This window comes from Streptomyces sp. NRRL B-1140, from assembly GCF_001280065.1.
Lineage (GTDB): Bacteria > Actinomycetota > Actinomycetes > Streptomycetales > Streptomycetaceae > Streptomyces.
In genome coordinates this window covers 143,230-159,316 of sequence record NZ_LGEA01000069.1, presented here as the reverse complement: position 1 = coordinate 159,316, position 16,087 = coordinate 143,230, and the positions used below count along the sequence as shown (strand labels likewise).

Genomic DNA, 16,087 nt, shown 5'->3' with positions numbered 1-16,087 from the left:
CCCTTCGACGGCCACCGAAGGATCCACCCTCTAGCGTGACTCCATGGACCTCACCGGGAACGGCACGAGCGGCGGAGCGGCGGTGCGACGCCGTGGGAGATGGCCGCCGTGCTCGCGGCCGGAACGGGCGCCGGAGCCGTCAACGCCGTCGTCGGCTCGGGAACGCTGATCACCTTCCCGGTTCTGCTGGCCGCCGGACTGCCCCCGGTCACCGCCACGGTGTCCAACGGGCTGGGCCTGGTTCCCGGTTCCATTACCGCGGTCCTCGGCTACCGCGAGGAACTGCGCGGTCAGCGGCAGCGCGTCCTGCTGCTCGGCGTCGGTGCCGTGCTGGGGGGACTCGCGGGTGCCGTCCTGCTGCTGACTCTGCCCGCGTCGGCTCTCGAACGGATCGTGCCGGTCCTGGTGGGCCTCGCCCTCGTCCTGGTCGCGTGCCAGCCCTGGATCGCGAAGCGGGTGCGCCGCCGTCGCGAGGCGGGAGGCACCGTGCGCCGCGCCCGCGGCCCCCTGTTGTTCACCGGGCTGACGCTGGCCGGCGTCTACGGCGGCTACTTCTCCGCGGCGCAGGGCATTCTCTACGTCTCTCTGATGGGCATGCTGCTCGATGAGACGCTGCAGCGGCTCAACGCTGTGAAGAACGTGCCGGCCGCCGTCGTCAACACCGTCGCCGCCGTGCTGTTCCTGATTTTCGCCCACTTCGACTGGACGGCCGTTCTGCTCATCGCCGGCGGATCAGCGCTCGGCGGCCTCATCGGAGCCAGAACGGGACGCCGCTTCAGCCCGGCCGTGCTGCGCACGCTGATCGTGTCGGTCGGCACCGTCGCCCTGGTCCACCTGGTGCTCCGCTGACCACCGGCCCGTCAGGAAGCGGAGCGTGCCCCGGCCTTCGACCCCTCGGCGTCGATGTGCGGCACCACCCGGTCCAGCCACCGCGGCATCCACCAGGCGTGCCGCCCGAGCAGCGTCATCACCGCCGGCACCATGAGCAGGCGTACGACGGTCGCGTCGATGAGCACGCTGACGGCCAGCCCCAGCCCGAGCATCTTGACCACGATGTTGTCGCTGAGGAGGAATGCCGCGAACACGCTCACCATGATCAGCGCGGCACAGGTGATGACCCGCGCCGTGATCTCCAGGGCGTGAGCGACCGACCCCTTGGCGTCCCCGGTCCGGACCCAGGCCTCGTGGACACGCGACAGCAGGAAGATCTCGTAGTCCATGCTGAGGCCGAAGACGATGGCGAACATCATCATCGGCACGTAGCTCTCGATGGGCACCTTGCCGTGGACCCCGAGAGCGGGCCCGCCCCAGCCCCACTGGAAGACCGCGACGACCACCCCGTACGACGCGGCGATCGACAGCACGTTCAGGACGGCCGCCTTGACGGCGACGAGCAGCCCCCGGAACACGGCCAGGATGATCAGGAACGCCAGACCCACCACGACGGCGATGATCACGGGCAGCTGGGAGGCGACGATGTCACGGAAGTCGACCTGCGTCGCCGTCGTACCGGTGACGTACCCCTTGGCGTCCGTGCCCTGGACCACGTCCGGCAGCGTGTCGTCGACGAGACGGTTGGTCAGGTCCGTGGTCTTCGCGTTCTGCGGGGACACGGTCGAGTACACCGTGCCGATCAGTAGGTCGCCGTCCTGCGTGGGCGTCAGGGGAGTGACGGCGGCCGTCCCTTGAACCTTGTCGAGCGACTGCTGGGCCTTCGAGGCCAGGTCGGAGCGCTGCGACTGGGGCACGTTCGTCTGGTCGACGACGACCGTGAGCGGGCCGTTCGAGCCGGGCCCGAAGGCGTCGGACATCAGGTCGAAGGCCCGTCGGTCGGTGAATGAGGTCGGGTCGGCGCCGTCGCCGATATGCCCGAGCTGGATGGAGAACAGCGGGATCGCGAGGACCACGACCACGGCGACGCCCGCCGACAGGAACGACAGCGGTCTGCGCTCCACCCGCTGCGCGTACCGGTGCCAGGTGCCCTGCGGCGTGTCCCCCGCCCCGGCCTCGGTCTCGGCGATGGGCGTGCGCACGTGGAAGCGGTCGATGTGCCGGCCGATGAAGCCCAGCAGCGCCGGCACCAGGGTGAGCGCGCCGACGACGGCCGAGACGACGGTGACGGCGGCGGCGACACCGAGCAGGGAGATGAAGGAGACCCCGGACGCGGACAGGCCCGCCAGCGCGATGATCACCGTGCAGCCGGAGACGAGCACGGCATGACCGCTGGTGCTCGCGGCCTGCCCCGCGGCCCGGACCGGGTCCATTCCGTCGATGAGGTTCTGCCGGTGCCGGGTGAGCATGAACAGGGCGTAGTCGATGCCGACACCGAGGCCGATCATCGTGGCCAGAGTCGGTGAGACCGTCGCGAAGGTGAAGGCCGCCGCCAGCAACCCGAGGATGGCGAGCCCGCCGACGACGCTGATCAGCGCGCTCAGCAGCGGGATGACGGCGGCGATGACGCTTCCGAACCCGACCAGCAGCACGATGACCGCCACGCCGAAACCGATCAGCTCGCTCACCCGGTCGTCGGCGGAGGGCCGGGCGAGCTCGCCGAGCGGTCCGCCGTACTCGACGTCCGCCCCGGCCGACCGCAACGGCTGCACGGCGGTGTCGACGCCGTTGAGGTAGTCGTCGCCGAGCGTCGAGGGCTGCACGTTGAAACGGACGGTGATGTAAGCCGTCTTCTTGTCGTCCGACAGCGGCCCCACGTTCTTCTGACCGCTCGGCGTGGCCGGGGCGGACAGCGGGTTCTGGGCGGACAGCACGTGCGGGAGCTTCTCCAGATCGGCGATCGTGGTCGACATCTGAGAGCTCAGCGCCGTCAGGGGCTGCTGGTCGTCGTGCATCACGATCTGGCTGCTGTAGCCGCCCGCCTGGGGATCGTGCGCCTTCAGCACGTCCAGGCCCTTCTGGGCCTGCGCCTGGGGCAGGCTGAAGTTGTCGGAGTACTCCCCACCGAACTCGCGGCTGATGACCTGCAGCGCCACCAGCGCCACCAGCCAGGCGACGATGACGATCACGAAGTGGCGGGCGCACCACTCGCCCAGCCGCCGCAGCACACCTCCGCGCGCGGCCTTCCGGTCCCCTTCGGCGGTGTGGCTGTGCGGCATGGACGTTGTCTCCTGTGTCGGCCGAGAGGGCAGTGCCGTCCATTAGAGGGGCGCGGGATCACTCCGGCGTTTCAGGCACGCGGACTACGCGGGAGTCAGGGCGCCCGTTCCCCCGAAAGGCCCGCCGGTAAGCACTGCGGTCGCGCCGCACGCCCCTCAGCGCCCCCGAGCCGAGAGCCACGCCGAGCCCCACCAGCGCGCTGCCCGACGCCTGGGCGAGTCCGTAGGAACCCGTGCCGACGAGCGGTGCGGTGCAGGCCGCCGCCACCGGGATGAGACCGGAGAACAAGGTGGCGCGTTCCGCGCCGATCCGCTGCACGCCCATGTACCAGCACACGAAGCCGAACACGGTGACCACCACCGCCTGCCACAGCAGCGCGGCCGTCTCGACACCGTCCGGACGCCGCAGCCAGCCGGTGCCGTCGGCCACGACCCCTGCCGCCGCCGACTCCACGGCCGCGACCGCGCACACCGTCGCGGACAGCAAGCGGGGGCCCAGCGGCCGCAGTACGGGAACGGCGAGTACGGCGAACCCGACCTCCCCGGCCAGGGCGCACACGGAGAAGGCGATGCCCATGCCGTCCGTGCGCCCCCACCCCTGGACGGTGAAGGCACCGACGGCCACGAGCAACGACCCGCGCACAACGGCTCGTTGCGGCCCGCGCCCGTCCAGCAGGGGCACGAGCACGGCGACGGCCACCGGCGCACAGCCCACGAACACGCCGGGCACCGCAGGTTCCGCCGTGCGCTCGGCGGCGATGACGGCCAGGTTGAAACCGACCATGCCGACCGCCGCGAGCAGGGCCAGACGGCCCCACTGGCGGGGTGTCAGGGCCCGGAGCCGGCCGACGGCGCCCTTTCCGGCCGCCGGGACCAGCAGCAGGCAGGCCAGCCCGTAGCGCAGGAACTGGCCTCCCGCGTACGGGTAGTCGCCCAGCACGCTGTTGGCCGTGAAGGACCCTCCGACGAGGACGCAGGCGAGCGCCGCGAACAGGGCTCCGCGCGTGGTCGTGGTGTTCATGGGAGTGACGCTAGGCAGCCGGGCGGCCCGGGAAGGGGTCCACTTCAGCGCGTGCTTGCTGGACCAATCGGCCGTCCCTCCCGGGCTGTGGCGTCAGCCGATGTGGTAGCTGTCGCCGTAGACCTTCCAGTCCAGCGGCGTGTTCAGATCGAGGTTGCGCTGCCGCAGGAAGACGCGCTGGGCCGTGTCCACCCGGCTCGTGTCGCTGTGGGCCTCCTCCTGCTTCATGGCCCACACCCGCGCGTCCAGGAAGGCGTTGAGGTACGTCACCTCGTCACCGCCCTGCGCCGGCGGCCTCGCCGTCCGCAGGGCCCGCTTGCGGATGGCGCGGAAGCTCGTGGGGTCGCCGCCGTCGCCGTGCATGACGATCGCGTCGTAGTAAGCGAACTGGCCCAGCACCCGCAGTCCGTCGGCCTTGCCCTGCCGGACCGCCGGGCCGAAGTACACGCGGTCGCGCTCGTCGTCCTGGGCGCGCCGGAACTCCGCGTCCCGCGCCGCCCGGCGCCAGTCGCCGGGGAATCCGGGGTCGAGTCCGTCGTGCGAGTCGGAGCCGTCGACCTCGCGCAGGGCCGGCAGGTACCCGGCGAGGACGTTGCCGGGCTTGCGGTCGGTGTAGAGCTCGACGAGGTCCAGCATGTCGCCGGTGCCGGAGCAGAACCCGATGATGCCGGCGGTGTAGCCGCGGCCGTCGCCGATGTCCTCGATGTACTGGTACTGCGCCTTCCAGTCGAGCGAGGAGTTCTCCGCGCTCGACACGAGCCGCATGGCGATCTCCTTCTTCGCCGGGTCGTCGAGCCCGATCGCGGTCGCGGAGGCCGAGGCAAGCGGCGGCTTCGGGAACGGGGCGGTGGCGAGGGCCGTCCCGAACAGCGCCAGGACGGTGCGGCGGCCGGTCAGGGCAGAGGGGTGTCTCACGGTGCCTCCAAACAGAGTGGGGTTGGAAGAGCGGGCCGTGCAGAACTGATAGGAAGGTTTCCTATCACTGTCGGGACGCAAGGAGAACAGGCCGGTGGGAAGTTCGTGGGGTCGAACACGCCGGGACCGAGGCAGCGCGACTTCCACGGCTGAGCGGGCGCCGGGGGAACCAACAGCCCCTCTCGCACGTCAACTCAGTGCCCGCCAAGGGCCGAACGGTCGGACCGACCAGCCGGAGAGGGGAATCGCCATGGACGAGGCGAGGTCGCAGCAGGGGAGCGAGGCGGAGAGCGCCGCCCGCCGGGCACGCTTCGGGGCACTGCCGGAGCCGGTGCGCGTGGAGGACATGGTCGAGGAGCGGGCAGCCAGTCTGCCCGACCCGGCGCGCACCGCGTACAACCAGGATGAATGGCTCGTGCGCTACTGCCTGTGAGGCGCCCCGCCGGGGCGGGCCGCTACGACGTGCGCGTGCCCGGGTCGCGCAGCCACCGCACGACGTCGACGGCGTCCTGGGCGCGGGCGATGTCGAGCGGGGTCATGCCGTCGTAGCCGCACCAGTGGGGGTCGGCGCCGTGCCGGTGGAGGTACTGTGCGGTCGCCGGCCGCCCACCGTGGCAGGCGCCCCGGAACGCGCTGGTGATCTCCTCCGGTGACGGCGGCTCGTCCGCCTCGACGAACGCCCGGACCCGGTCGAGCAGCCCGAGCGTGGCCGCGTCCTGCAAGGTGACGCGGGCGCCGTGTTCGATCAGCGGGAGGGCTGCGCGCCACTGGCCGAACCCGGCGTCGGCCGGCGGGGTGCCGCCGCCGATCACCGCACCGGGCGCTTCGAGGTCGGCCCCCGCCGCGACGAGCGCGTCGAATACGGCCACGTCGTTGTTGCTTGCCGCCCAGTGCAGCGGCGTCTCCTCGTGCGCACCGATCCGGCCACCAGGGCCGCGACCACCTCGGGGCCGCGCGGGAAGTGCCCCGGCCAGTCGGCCGCGATGTGCAGCAGACCGCGCGTGCCCGTGCCCTCCTCGCCCTGCTCGGTGATGCGTGCGGTGGCCAGACCGGGGTGCTCGGCCGGCAGCCGCCGGAGCCCCGGCAGATCTCCGCTGCGGATCGCCGGCAAGCCGGGCTCCCCATGCCATCCCAGGGCACCGATTCTGCAAGGAGACGTCCACGCCCACGGACGCAAGTGTGAAACGGTCGGCGCCCCGCCCCGCCCCCGGCCCCTGCTCCGACCCTGCACGTTCCCGCGAGGACCGGGCACCCGTGCGGACGACATGCCCCCGCGCTCCGCCAGGCGTAGCGTCCGGGGTAGGAGCGGGAGGACACCATGCCCGGGAGCAAGGAGCACCCCGGCGGCTCCGGATCGCCGGACGATGCCCTGGGGATCGCGCTGGCCGACACGGTACGCGGTACCGGCGCCTCGATCGGCGGCCTCTACCTGATCGACGAAGCGGAGCCGGTGCTGCGGCTGGTCGCGCTGTGCGGTCTTCCGGTGGCCTTCAGCGCCCCTTGGCAGCGGCTGCCCCTGACCGCACCGGTCCCGGTCACCGACGCGATCCACGACGACGCACTGGTCAGCATCGCCGGCCAGGACGAGATGGCCCGCCGGTATCCCCGGGCCGCCGCCGTCCTGCCTTACCCGTTCGCCTTGGTCGCAGCCCCGCTGACCGGCGTACGGCGCTCCTGGGGCGGTCTCGTGCTGATGTGGCCCGCCGGCCGGCCGCGCCGGGTCACAACCCGCGAACACGATCACATCACCGCCGGCGCCCGGCGCATGGCACGCCTCCTCGACGACGCCGCCCGGCCGCCGTCCCTGCCCGACCTGCCACGCGTCGTCCCCGTCGACGCCGGCCGCCACCCCGTGCAGACCGGTCTGGCCGCCGCCGACTACCTCGAACGCCTCCCCGAGGGTGCCCTGGCCCTCGACCTGGAAGGCCGCATCACCTTCGTGACCGCCGCCGCGGCCCGGCTGCTCGGCCGCGGTGCCGACCGGCTCCTCGGCACCCGGCCCTGGCACTCGCTGTCCTGGCTCGACGACCCCGTCGTCGAGGACCACTACCGCACGGCGGTCATCAGCCGCGCCCCCGTCTCCTTCACCGCGCTCCGCCCACCGGACCAGCCGCTGACGTTCCAGCTCTACCCCGACACCAGCGGCATCAGCGTCCGCGTCCTGCCGAGCGCCGAGCCGACCGGGCACGCTCCGCCCGCAGGTGCGCGGCCGCCCGTCGCGGCGCCGACGGGACGTCTCTACCAGCTCGTCCACCTGGCCGCCGTGCTCACCGAGGTGGTGACCGTGCGGGACCTCGTCGCACTGATCGCCCACCAGATCCTGCCCGCCTTCGGCGCACAGGGGCTGGTGCTGTCCGGTGTGGAGGCGGGCAGGCTGAAGATCACCGGCCACCACGGCTATCCGGCCGACGTCATGGACCGGCTCGACGCCCTGTCCCTGGACACCGACCTCACTCCCGCCGGCCAGGTCCTCGCCAGCGGCGCCCCGGCCTTCTTCGCCGACCCGGGCGAGCTGGCCGCCAGTTACCCGGACGCACCCCAGATCAGCGGGAAGCAGGCATGGGCCTTCCTCCCCTTGATCATCTCCGGCCGGCCGGTCGGCTGCTGCATCCTGTCCTACACCCGGCCGCACACCTTCACCTCCGACGAACGCGCCGTCCTGACCTCGCTGTCCGGCCTCATCGCCCAGGCCCTCGACCGCGCCCGGCTCTACGACACCCAGCACCGGCTCGTGCACGAACTGCAGCGCGCCCTGCTGCCCCGGGCCCTGCCCCGCCTGCGCGGTCTCGACGTCGCCGCCCGCTACCTGCCCGCCGGCCACGGCACCGAGGTCGGCGGGGACTTCTTCGACGTGCTGCGGCTGAGCGACACGAGCGCGGCCGCCGTGATCGGCGACGTCGAAGGCCACAGCGTCGCCGCCGCCGCCCTCATGGGCCAGGTCCGCACCGCCATCCACGCCCACGCCACCGCCGGTGCCGCACCCGGCCAGGTCCTCGCCCGCACCAACCGTCTCCTGGCCGACCTCGACTCCGAACTGCTCGTCTCCTGCCTCTACGTCCACCTCGACCTGGGCCGCCGCCAGGCGTCCCTCGCCAGTGCGGGACACGTGCCGCCGCTGCTGCGCCGGCCCCGCCACCCCGCCGGCGTCCTCGACCTCGAACCCGGCCCGCTGCTGGGCATCGACACCGGCACCGACTACCCGGTCACCACCGTGCCCCTGCTCCCCGGCACGACTCTCGCCCTCTACACCGACGGCCTGGTCGAACTCCCCGGCACCGACGCCACCCGCACCACCGCCGACCTCGCCGGGCACCTGGACTCCGCCGACGGCCACGACCTGGAACGGCTCATCGACAGACTGGTGCGCCACACCACCCCCACGGGACGGCACGCCGACGACATCGCGGTGCTCCTGCTGCGCGCCTCCGCCCCGGGCGGCACCCCGGCCGCAGGCGTCACCCCCGGCCCGGGGAGTCCGCCCTGACCCGCCGCGCCACGTCGCGCAGCTTGAGGTTGTGCTCCTGGGAGATGCGCCGCAGCACATCGAAGGCCTCGTCCTCGCCCAGCTGATGGCGTTCCATCAGGATCCCCATGGCCTCGCCGATGGCGTGCCGGCTCTCCAGCGCGTGCTCCAGCTGGTCCACGGCCCGGGCCGTGGCGAGCGCCACCGCGGCATGCGAGGCGAGCAGCCAGCCCGCGGCCTCGATGTCCTCACCGAAGGCCCCGGGCCGGCGCGAGTAGAGGTTCAGCGCACCGAAGTCCTCCTCGTCGGTGTAGAGGAGGACACCGGTCATGCTGCCGATCCCGAGGTCGCGGGCAGCCCGGCTGTACCGGGGCCAGGACGGCTGCGGGCGGGTCATGTCGGCGATCCGGAACAGCCGCTCCCCGTCCACGCGGCGCGCCGCGTCGAAGCACGGGCCCTCGCCGAACTCGCCCTGCAGCCGGTCCGACTCCGCCACCATGTCACCGCACACGGACAGCGTCACGGCCCGGCCCTTGGAGACCGTGAGGATCCCGGCGGCGTCGCAGCCCTCGATCAGCTCCACCGCCGACGACGAGACCGCATCGAGGGTCGCCTGGACCGAATCCTGCGCGGCCAGGTTCCGGGCGAGCCGGGCCATCTGCTCGGCGTACCGCCGCCAGTCCACCGCAATCACCGCCTCGCTCGCCGGTCCCGCCCACCGTACTCCGCCGGGCCTCGTACGGCTGCCCGCCCGATCGTCCGGGCAGCCTGCCCGGAATGCCGAGCCGCACTCACCGGTACGCCGTGAGCAGCAGAGCCACGTCGTCCGGCCGCTCCCGGGCCCGGCGGGCCACCCCCACCAACCGGTCGGCGAGATACTCCACCGAGTCCGCCGGAGTCTCGGACAGACGGTGACGGACCGCGTCGATGCCCGTCTCGATGTCGTCGCCCGGCCGTTCCACCAACCCGTCGGTGTACAGGGCGAGAACGCTGCCGGGGGACAGGGTGAGCGCGGTGACGGGATACACCGAGTCGGGCTGCACCCCCAGCATGACGCCGCCCGCGAGATCCAGCGTCTCGGCGCGCCCGTCGGGGTGGCGCAGCAGCGGCGGCGGATGGCCGGCCCGCACCGCGAGGGCCCGTCCGGTGGCCGGGTCGAGCTCGATGTAGCAGCAGGTGGCGAAGACGTCCGACTCCAGCTCGCTCAGCAGCCGGTTGGTGTGCGTGATGACCTCCTGCGGCGGGCGCTCGCTCGCCGCGAAGGCGTGCACCGCGCTGCGCAACTGCCCCATCACCGCGGCGGCGCCGACGCTGTGGCCCTCCACGTCCCCGATGACCAGGGCCACCCCGCGCCCGGTGGTGATCACGTCGTACCAGTCGCCGCCGATCGCCATGCCCTGCGTGCCGGGCAGATAGCGACCGGTGGTGCGCAGCCCCTCGACGGTGGGCAGCCGGTGCGGCAGGAGTCCCTCCTGGAGGCCGCGGGCGACGGCGGACTCCGAGTCGTACAGCCGTGCCCGTTCCATCGCCTGGGCGGCCAGGCCGCTCAGTGCGGTGAGGGCGGACCGCTCGTCGGGGGTGAACCGGTGCGGGGCGTCCCAGCCGAGGATGCAGGACCCCACGGAACGGCCGGAGGCGATCAGCGGCAGGAACGACCAGGCCTGCATGCGGTCCAGGGTGATGCCCGGATAGGCGAGGGAGAGGTCCTCGGGCGACTCGAAGAACAGCGGCAGCCGCGTGGTCAGCGCGTGGACGCCGGGCAGCTGCGTGTCGAGGGTGACGCCCTCGAAGGGGGTGAGGAAGCCCTCCGGGTAGCCCGACTCCCACAGCAGGTACATCCGGCCCTCGTGGACGGTGTACAGGGCCAGCTCCCGGGCGCCGAAGGCGGGCAGCAACTGCTCCGACACGGCCCGGCAGACGTCCTGCACGGTGACCGCCTCGGTGAGCACGCTCGCCATCTGCACCACGTGGTAGAGCGCCCCGGCCCGCGCGGCCGCCACCGGGCCGGGCGGTGGCGCGACGACGGCGGGGCCGGGGGCGGCGGCGGAACCGGCTCCCGGCTCCGGTTCGGCCCCGGTGGGCGGCCCGGTCGGGAAGACCCGGCCGGTCAGTCCGTGCACGTCCGGGAACAGCACGAAACTCAGCCAGTTGCCGTCGGGCCGCCGGACGAGGAAGGACACCTGCTCCTGCGAGAGCATCGCCGCCCGGTAGCGGTCCTCGTACGCGGGATCGCGGAGCCAGGTGACGACCTCCCACGGGTAGCGCCCGAAGAGGTCCTCCCGGCCGTTGCCCAGCAGTTCCTCGCAGCGGCGGTTGGCGTACGTCAGGCGGCCGTCCTGGTCCAGGGAGAAGAGCCCGTCGGGCAGCCGCTCGGCCGCTTCGGCCGCGGTGAGTCCGCCGCCCGCGTCGACGAGGGCGCCGACGAGGATCCGTGCGGATCCGGCGCCGCCCTGCACGAGGTGGCCCCACAGCTCGACCGGCCGGTAGCCGGTCTTCTCCTCGCCCCGCGACTCGTCGAGGACCCGGAAGTGCCGGGACCTGACCCGGCCGTCGGCCAGCGCGTCGTGCCGGCTCTCGCGCAGTTCGTGCAGGTCGTCGGGGCTGACACGGGCCTCGACGTCCGCGATGGTGCCGCCGTAGGACGACCGGTCCAGGCCCAGCAGCGCGAGGGCGTCGTCGTCCGCCGCGCAGCGGTCGCTGTCCAGGTCCCAGTCGATGAGTCCGACCCGCACCGGGTGGGCGGCCGCGGTGGGCAGCCGCACGCTGATCGGCTCGTCGTCGTACTCGATGTGGTGTGTGGCGGGCTCCGTGCCCGGCCGGCCCGCCACGAGGCGGTCCAGGCGTTCCTCCATGGCCCGCTCGGCGGGGCGCAGCGCGAGATCCACCGCTTCCCCGTCCATCGGGCTCCGGGCCGCCGAGCGCAGCACGACCAGCACCCCGACCGCCTCGCCGCCGGTCCGGACGGGCTGGTAGGCGGAGCCGAAGGAGTACGGGAGCCCGGCCGTGAAGTGGGGGAAGCGGACCATGGTGGCGTGCTCGTCCGGCAGCCACAGCGTCTCGTCGCGCCGGTAGGCCTCCGCCATGGGCAGGGCACCGCCGACGGGCACCCGCCACCAGCTCCGGAGCAGCGAACGGGGCACCCCGGTGATCATCGCGAGCACCAGCGAGCGCCGGTCGCGGGAGCGCAGGTAGACCAGCCCGCCGTAACCGTCGAGGTCCCGCACGGCCTCCACCAGCGGGTCCGTCAGGGCGTCCTCGATTCGGCCCCCAGCCCCGTCCCGGCTCCGGCCGGCGGCTGACCGCGGCCCGTCCGGTACGGCGGCTGCCTCATCCATGTCGCGTCCTCCCGGTACGGACGCACCGGACACCAATCGCTTCCCACCAGGATGTGCCATGGTCGGCGCTCCGGCGCGGCAAGTGCAACCTTTCGGTCGCCCCGGTCGTCTCATCCTGCATCAGCCACATGCAAGCCTCGGGGGCGGCAATGGTACGAATCAGAAGAGCATGCGCGACTCTCGCACTCGTGGGCGCCACGGTGGGCGTGATGGCCGTCCCGGCCGGCGCCGCACCGGTGGCCGGCCCGCAGTCCACCGCGCGGGCCACGACGTGCCCGACCGGCTGGGGAAGCCTCGCCAAGACCGACGCCGGCACCGGCGTCGCGCCGATGACCGACGTCAGGACCGGTCGTCACACCTGCTTCGACCGGATGGTCATCGACGTGCCCGGCGCGGGCAGCGGCGTCGGCTACACCGTCCAGTACGTTGACAAGCTCTACCAGGACGGCTCGGGCCGCTACATCGCCGTGTCCGGCGGCGCGGTGCTCGAGGTGCGGGTGACCGCGCCCGCGTACGACCCGGAGACCGGCGCGGCCACATATCCCGGCCAGGTGGCCCGCCCGCTGCCGGGCGTGGACCTCACCGGCTACCGCACCTTCCGGGACACCCGGTTCGCCGGCAGCTTCGAGGGACAGACCCAGATCGGTCTGGGCGTCCGCGCGCGGCTGCCCTTCCGGGTGCAGCAGCTGGAGGACCGCGTCGTCGTGGACGTCGCCCACAGCTGGAGCGCCACGGGCTGACGGCCACGGACCCGACGCACGGCGCCCGGCTCCACGGAGCCGGGCGCCGTGCGTCGTGGCCGGGCCGGCCTCAGCCGCCGCGCAACCGGCCCAGTTCCTCGAGCGTCCGGGCCGCGGCACCGGCCAGCCCGGGCCGGCCGCGGACGAATCGACGGGCGGCCCGGGCGGGCTCGCGGCCCAGCCAGTGGGCGGCTCCGCCCGGCACCGGCCGCACCACCGCTCCTTCGTACACGCGCAGGTCACGGGTCTTGAGCGACTCCTTGTAGCGGGCCGGGCCGCTGCCCAGGTCGACGGTCTCGATACCGTCGCCCGCGGCGGCCTCCAGCATCCGCAACTGCAGGAGCAGGCCGGGGGAGTACTTGGCGTAGGCGCGGTCGTACGCCGGGAACCACCAGGACAGCACCGTGCGCGAGCGCAGCCCCAGGTGCGCGGCGACGGGGCGCCCGGCGGCGTACAGCACGGACAGCACGCCGCGGCACTCCGGTTCCTCGCTCTCCCCGAGCAGCCCCACCAGCCGGGTGATCCACTCCTGCGCGAACCGGTCCCGCCGGCCGGTCCGCCGGTACTGCGCCGACTTCCACTCCATGAGCGCCCGCAGCGCCGCCGGGTCCCGGGCGTCGTACACGAACCGCACCTCGCCGACCTGCCGGGCCAGTCTGCGTTCCTTGGCCAGGATCTGTCTGAGGAAGCCCGGCGACCGCACCCGCAGACGGTCCGTGTACGCCGCGAAGCCCCCGCCGATGTCGACGACCGGTGAGGCGAGTTCCTCGACCGCGTGCGGCGCGAACACCCCCTGACCGGCTTCCAGATTGTCGAACTCGAAGGACGACAGGCCGCAGACCCGCAGCAACCGCCGGGCGTCCAGCCCGATCCCCGGGCGTAACACGGCCCCCTGGCTGTCGGACACCCCCAGCCCGATGGCCCGGCCCCGCCCCAGCAACCCCCTCTCGTAGGGGAAGAACCCCACCGGGGAGCCGTCGTCCTGCAGCACCGCCACTCTGGCTCCCGGCCTGACCCGCCCGACCGCCACGGTGAACGCCGGATCGAGAAAGGGATTCGCCGGTGCCCCGGACTCCGTCCGGATCTCCCGCCACATCTTCCGGTCGTTCGGGCCGAGTTCGTCCGGCCTCAGAACGAGAACGCGCTTTCCAGGCAACTGTGCCTCCTGTGTCATCGGCATGGGGACACACGAAGGCCTGCACATCACCGCGAATCGGCACCAGGGCAGTACTCAGGGCGCACGGCGCAGGCCCTTGTCGGTACCGGCGTCGCTCAGCAGCGGAACGTCTGCAACCGTTCGGCGCTCGGGGCGGATCCGGCCACCCCCGGACACGGGCTGGTTCGGGCCGGACGCCCCTCCGTACCGCCCCTGCCCACCGTGGCCGCCCCGGGAGAAACCGGGCCCGCCCCGGCCGCCCCCGTGGCCCGCGGCGTACGCGCAGCCGGCTGCCGGGCCGACGGCTCGTCCTCACCAGGACACGGCTCTCCGGTCCCTTCGGCCCCTTCGGCCCCGGCACACGAAGCGGAGCCCGCAGCCGTGGCGCCCGCGGCCCTCGCGTCCACCGCCACCGCGCCCGTCGCGGCCGGACGGCCGTCACCCGCGAGTCCCGGAACGACGAGCTGCAGCACCAGCAGGCAGGCCAGCAGGCCCACCACCGCTGCCCATGGTCGCCGCACCATCAGACCCCTGACCTGTGTCCGGGCGGGGGAGGACGGAGTGGACTCGCCCGAGGGCCGGCACCGGACCAGACCCCCGACACGGCCGGCTGCGCTTCCAGTAGGCCGAGCGCGGCTCCGCCCCGTCAAGCCCTGGTGTGGCGATTCGTCCCTCTCGGCCGGTCGGCGCCGGAAATCCAACGGAACGCGCTCCCTTCTGACGGGGGTTCAGCCGCCGATGCTCAGCACGTCACTCGGTGGGGTGTTCACCCGCCCGCCCCGGTGGCCTCGGTGCCGTGGACCAGCTCGATCGCCCTGCCGAGCGTGTCGAGCCGGTCGTCGAGGGTCTCGCCTGCCGGGTAGAGGCGCACCGTGTTCACACCGGCGTCGCACCAGACCCGTAGGCGCCGCCGCACCATGTCCTCCGTGCCGATGAGCGTGGTGGCCAGCACCATCTCGTCGGTGACGAGGCCGGCCGCACCGTCCCGGTCGCCGGCCTGCCAGCGCCGCCGGACCTCGGCCGCGACCTCCGCCCAGCCCTGGCGGCTGTAGGCCCGGTTGTAGAAGTTGGTCGACGCGGACCCCATGCCGCCCAGACTGAAGGCGAGTTCCTTCTTCCGGCCCTCGACCATGGCGGCCAGCGCCTCCTCGTCCCGGGCGAACGCGACCTCGGCGCCCTGGCAGACGTCGAAGCCGGCGCGCTCACGGCCGGCGGCGGCCAGACCCTCGTCCAGGGGGGCGAAATAGGCCTCGGCGGCGCCCTCGGGGACGAAACTGGTGCCGAGCCAGCCGTCCGCGACCCGGCCGGTCAGCCGCAGCATGGCGGGCGACAGCGCCGCCAGGTACACGGGAACGGGATGCTCGGCGCGCATGGACAGGCGCATCGGCACCGCCTCACCGCCGGGCAGCGGAATGCCGAACTCGGAGCCCGAGTAGGCGATTTTGTCTCCCGCGACCACCTGCCGCAGGATCTCCACCGTCTCGCGCACCCGGGCCAGGGGGCGGGCGAACGGTACCCCGTGCAGGCCCTCCATCACCTGCGGACCCGATGGTCCGAGCCCCAGCAGGAACCGCCCCCCGGACAGATTGGACAGGGTGATCGCCGTCTGCGCGAGGGCGACCGGCGTGCGCGTGCCGACCTGCATGACGCCGGAGCCGAGCAGCATCCGCTCCGTGCGGGCCGCGTAGAACCCGAGAGCGGACGGGGCGTCCGAACCCCAGGCCTCGGCCACCCAGCAGATGTCCAGCCCCAGTTTCTCCGCCTCCACGACGAAGTCGGCCTGCCGGGGCCAGGAGCCCAGAGCCGCCGCCTCGACGGTCGTCGCCGCGCGCATCACGCCTCCAGCCGGTGTTTGATGTGCTCCAGCGTGGCCGTCATGCCTCGCTCGAACTCCCGCAGCCGCACGAACACGATCTTCTGCTCCTTCTCCGGCATGGCGTCGATCGCGAACGACAGTCCCGAGCGTCCGGGCCCCATCCGCATCCACTGCGACAGTTCGGTCCCGCCGCCCCTCGGCTCCAGCCCGAACCGCCACACCGCGCTCGGCTCAGCCGGATCCCCGACCGACCAGGCGAACACCCGCTCCGGATCGCACGTGACCACCGTCGAGGTCGTCTCCCATTCGCCGAACCGCTCGTGCCGGTTCCGGCCGACGAACCGGGCGCCCAGGGCCGGTCCGGCGGCACCCCCGGTCCACCACGCCGACTGGAGCTCGTCGCTCATCTCCGGCATCCGCGTCACGTCCGACACCAGCGCCCACACCTTCCCCGGCGGGGCGGCGACCCACGTCGTCACCTCGACCGTCGGTTGGTCCGCGTACCGTGCGCCCGTCCACTCCATCGCGTGC

General features: G+C 73.1%; 13 protein-coding genes. 4 read left to right on the top strand and 9 right to left on the bottom strand.

What is annotated here, in order from left to right; all coding sequences use genetic code 11:
* The first annotated feature begins 99 nt into the window (after window positions 1–99).
* Entirely contained in the window at window positions 100–849 is a 750-nt protein-coding gene (locus tag ADK65_RS09240; RefSeq protein WP_053669464.1) for a sulfite exporter TauE/SafE family protein, read from the top strand.
* Between the two features lie 11 nt (window positions 850–860).
* Here the strand turns inward: ADK65_RS09240 and ADK65_RS09235 are convergent, their stop codons facing one another.
* The 3 genes from ADK65_RS09235 to ADK65_RS09225 all read right to left on the bottom strand — a co-directional run bounded on the left by ADK65_RS09235 (window position 861) and on the right by ADK65_RS09225 (window position 5,046).
* Window positions 861–3,110, bottom strand: coding sequence for an MMPL family transporter (locus ADK65_RS09235; RefSeq protein ID WP_053669463.1), 2,250 nt, complete (start codon window positions 3,108–3,110; stop codon window positions 861–863).
* 58 nt (window positions 3,111–3,168) lie between these two features.
* A complete protein-coding gene (locus ADK65_RS09230) occupies window positions 3,169–4,131 on the bottom strand; it encodes a DMT family transporter (protein ID WP_053669462.1) in 963 nt (320 codons plus the stop codon).
* Between the two features lie 93 nt (window positions 4,132–4,224).
* The gene (locus tag ADK65_RS09225) at window positions 4,225–5,046 is read right to left on the bottom strand and encodes a chitosanase (protein WP_078955874.1); all 822 of its coding nucleotides are present in this window, start codon (window positions 5,044–5,046) and stop codon (window positions 4,225–4,227) included.
* Window positions 5,047–5,296: 250 nt separating this feature from the next.
* Between ADK65_RS09225 and ADK65_RS09220 the strand changes: the two genes are divergently transcribed.
* Window positions 5,297–5,479, top strand: coding sequence for a hypothetical protein (locus tag ADK65_RS09220; protein WP_053669461.1), 183 nt, complete (start codon window positions 5,297–5,299; stop codon window positions 5,477–5,479).
* Between the two features lie 22 nt (window positions 5,480–5,501).
* Here the strand turns inward: ADK65_RS09220 and ADK65_RS39165 are convergent, their stop codons facing one another.
* Window positions 5,502–5,915 (bottom strand): ankyrin repeat domain-containing protein, encoded by a 414-nt coding sequence (locus tag ADK65_RS39165; protein ID WP_234352832.1) that lies wholly within the window; start codon window positions 5,913–5,915, stop codon window positions 5,502–5,504.
* Between the two features lie 449 nt (window positions 5,916–6,364).
* Here ADK65_RS39165 and ADK65_RS09210 point away from each other — a divergent pair, with 449 nt between their 5' ends.
* On the top strand, window positions 6,365–8,530 hold the full coding sequence (locus ADK65_RS09210) for a SpoIIE family protein phosphatase (protein ID WP_053669460.1): 2,166 nt from the start codon (window positions 6,365–6,367) through the stop codon (window positions 8,528–8,530).
* On the opposite strand, the gene ADK65_RS09205 is transcribed toward ADK65_RS09210, so the two are convergent.
* Both ADK65_RS09205 and ADK65_RS09200 read right to left on the bottom strand, forming a co-directional pair.
* The gene (locus ADK65_RS09205; protein WP_053669459.1) at window positions 8,502–9,194 is read right to left on the bottom strand and encodes a GAF and ANTAR domain-containing protein; all 693 of its coding nucleotides are present in this window, start codon (window positions 9,192–9,194) and stop codon (window positions 8,502–8,504) included. The genes ADK65_RS09210 and ADK65_RS09205 overlap by 29 nt on opposite strands.
* Before the next feature lie 106 nt (window positions 9,195–9,300).
* The gene (locus tag ADK65_RS09200; protein WP_053669458.1) at window positions 9,301–11,844 is read right to left on the bottom strand and encodes a SpoIIE family protein phosphatase; all 2,544 of its coding nucleotides are present in this window, start codon (window positions 11,842–11,844) and stop codon (window positions 9,301–9,303) included.
* A gap of 149 nt (window positions 11,845–11,993) precedes the next feature.
* Here ADK65_RS09200 and ADK65_RS09195 point away from each other — a divergent pair, with 149 nt between their 5' ends.
* The gene (locus ADK65_RS09195; RefSeq protein WP_053669457.1) at window positions 11,994–12,584 is read left to right on the top strand and encodes an AMIN-like domain-containing (lipo)protein; all 591 of its coding nucleotides are present in this window, start codon (window positions 11,994–11,996) and stop codon (window positions 12,582–12,584) included.
* Between the two features lie 70 nt (window positions 12,585–12,654).
* On the opposite strand, the gene ADK65_RS09190 is transcribed toward ADK65_RS09195, so the two are convergent.
* The 3 genes from ADK65_RS09190 to ADK65_RS09180 form a co-directional block, all read right to left on the bottom strand.
* Window positions 12,655–13,758 (bottom strand): GNAT family N-acetyltransferase, encoded by a 1,104-nt coding sequence (locus tag ADK65_RS09190; RefSeq protein WP_053669492.1) that lies wholly within the window; start codon window positions 13,756–13,758, stop codon window positions 12,655–12,657.
* Window positions 13,759–14,506: 748 nt separating this feature from the next.
* Entirely contained in the window at window positions 14,507–15,574 is a 1,068-nt protein-coding gene (locus tag ADK65_RS09185; RefSeq protein ID WP_053669456.1) for an LLM class flavin-dependent oxidoreductase, read from the bottom strand.
* Window positions 15,574–16,080: an SRPBCC family protein gene (locus ADK65_RS09180; RefSeq protein WP_053669455.1), complete on the bottom strand. Its 507-nt coding sequence runs from the start codon at window positions 16,078–16,080 to the stop codon at window positions 15,574–15,576. Before ADK65_RS09180 ends, ADK65_RS09185 begins: the two co-directional genes overlap by 1 nt.
* Window positions 16,081–16,087 lie beyond the last annotated feature (7 nt).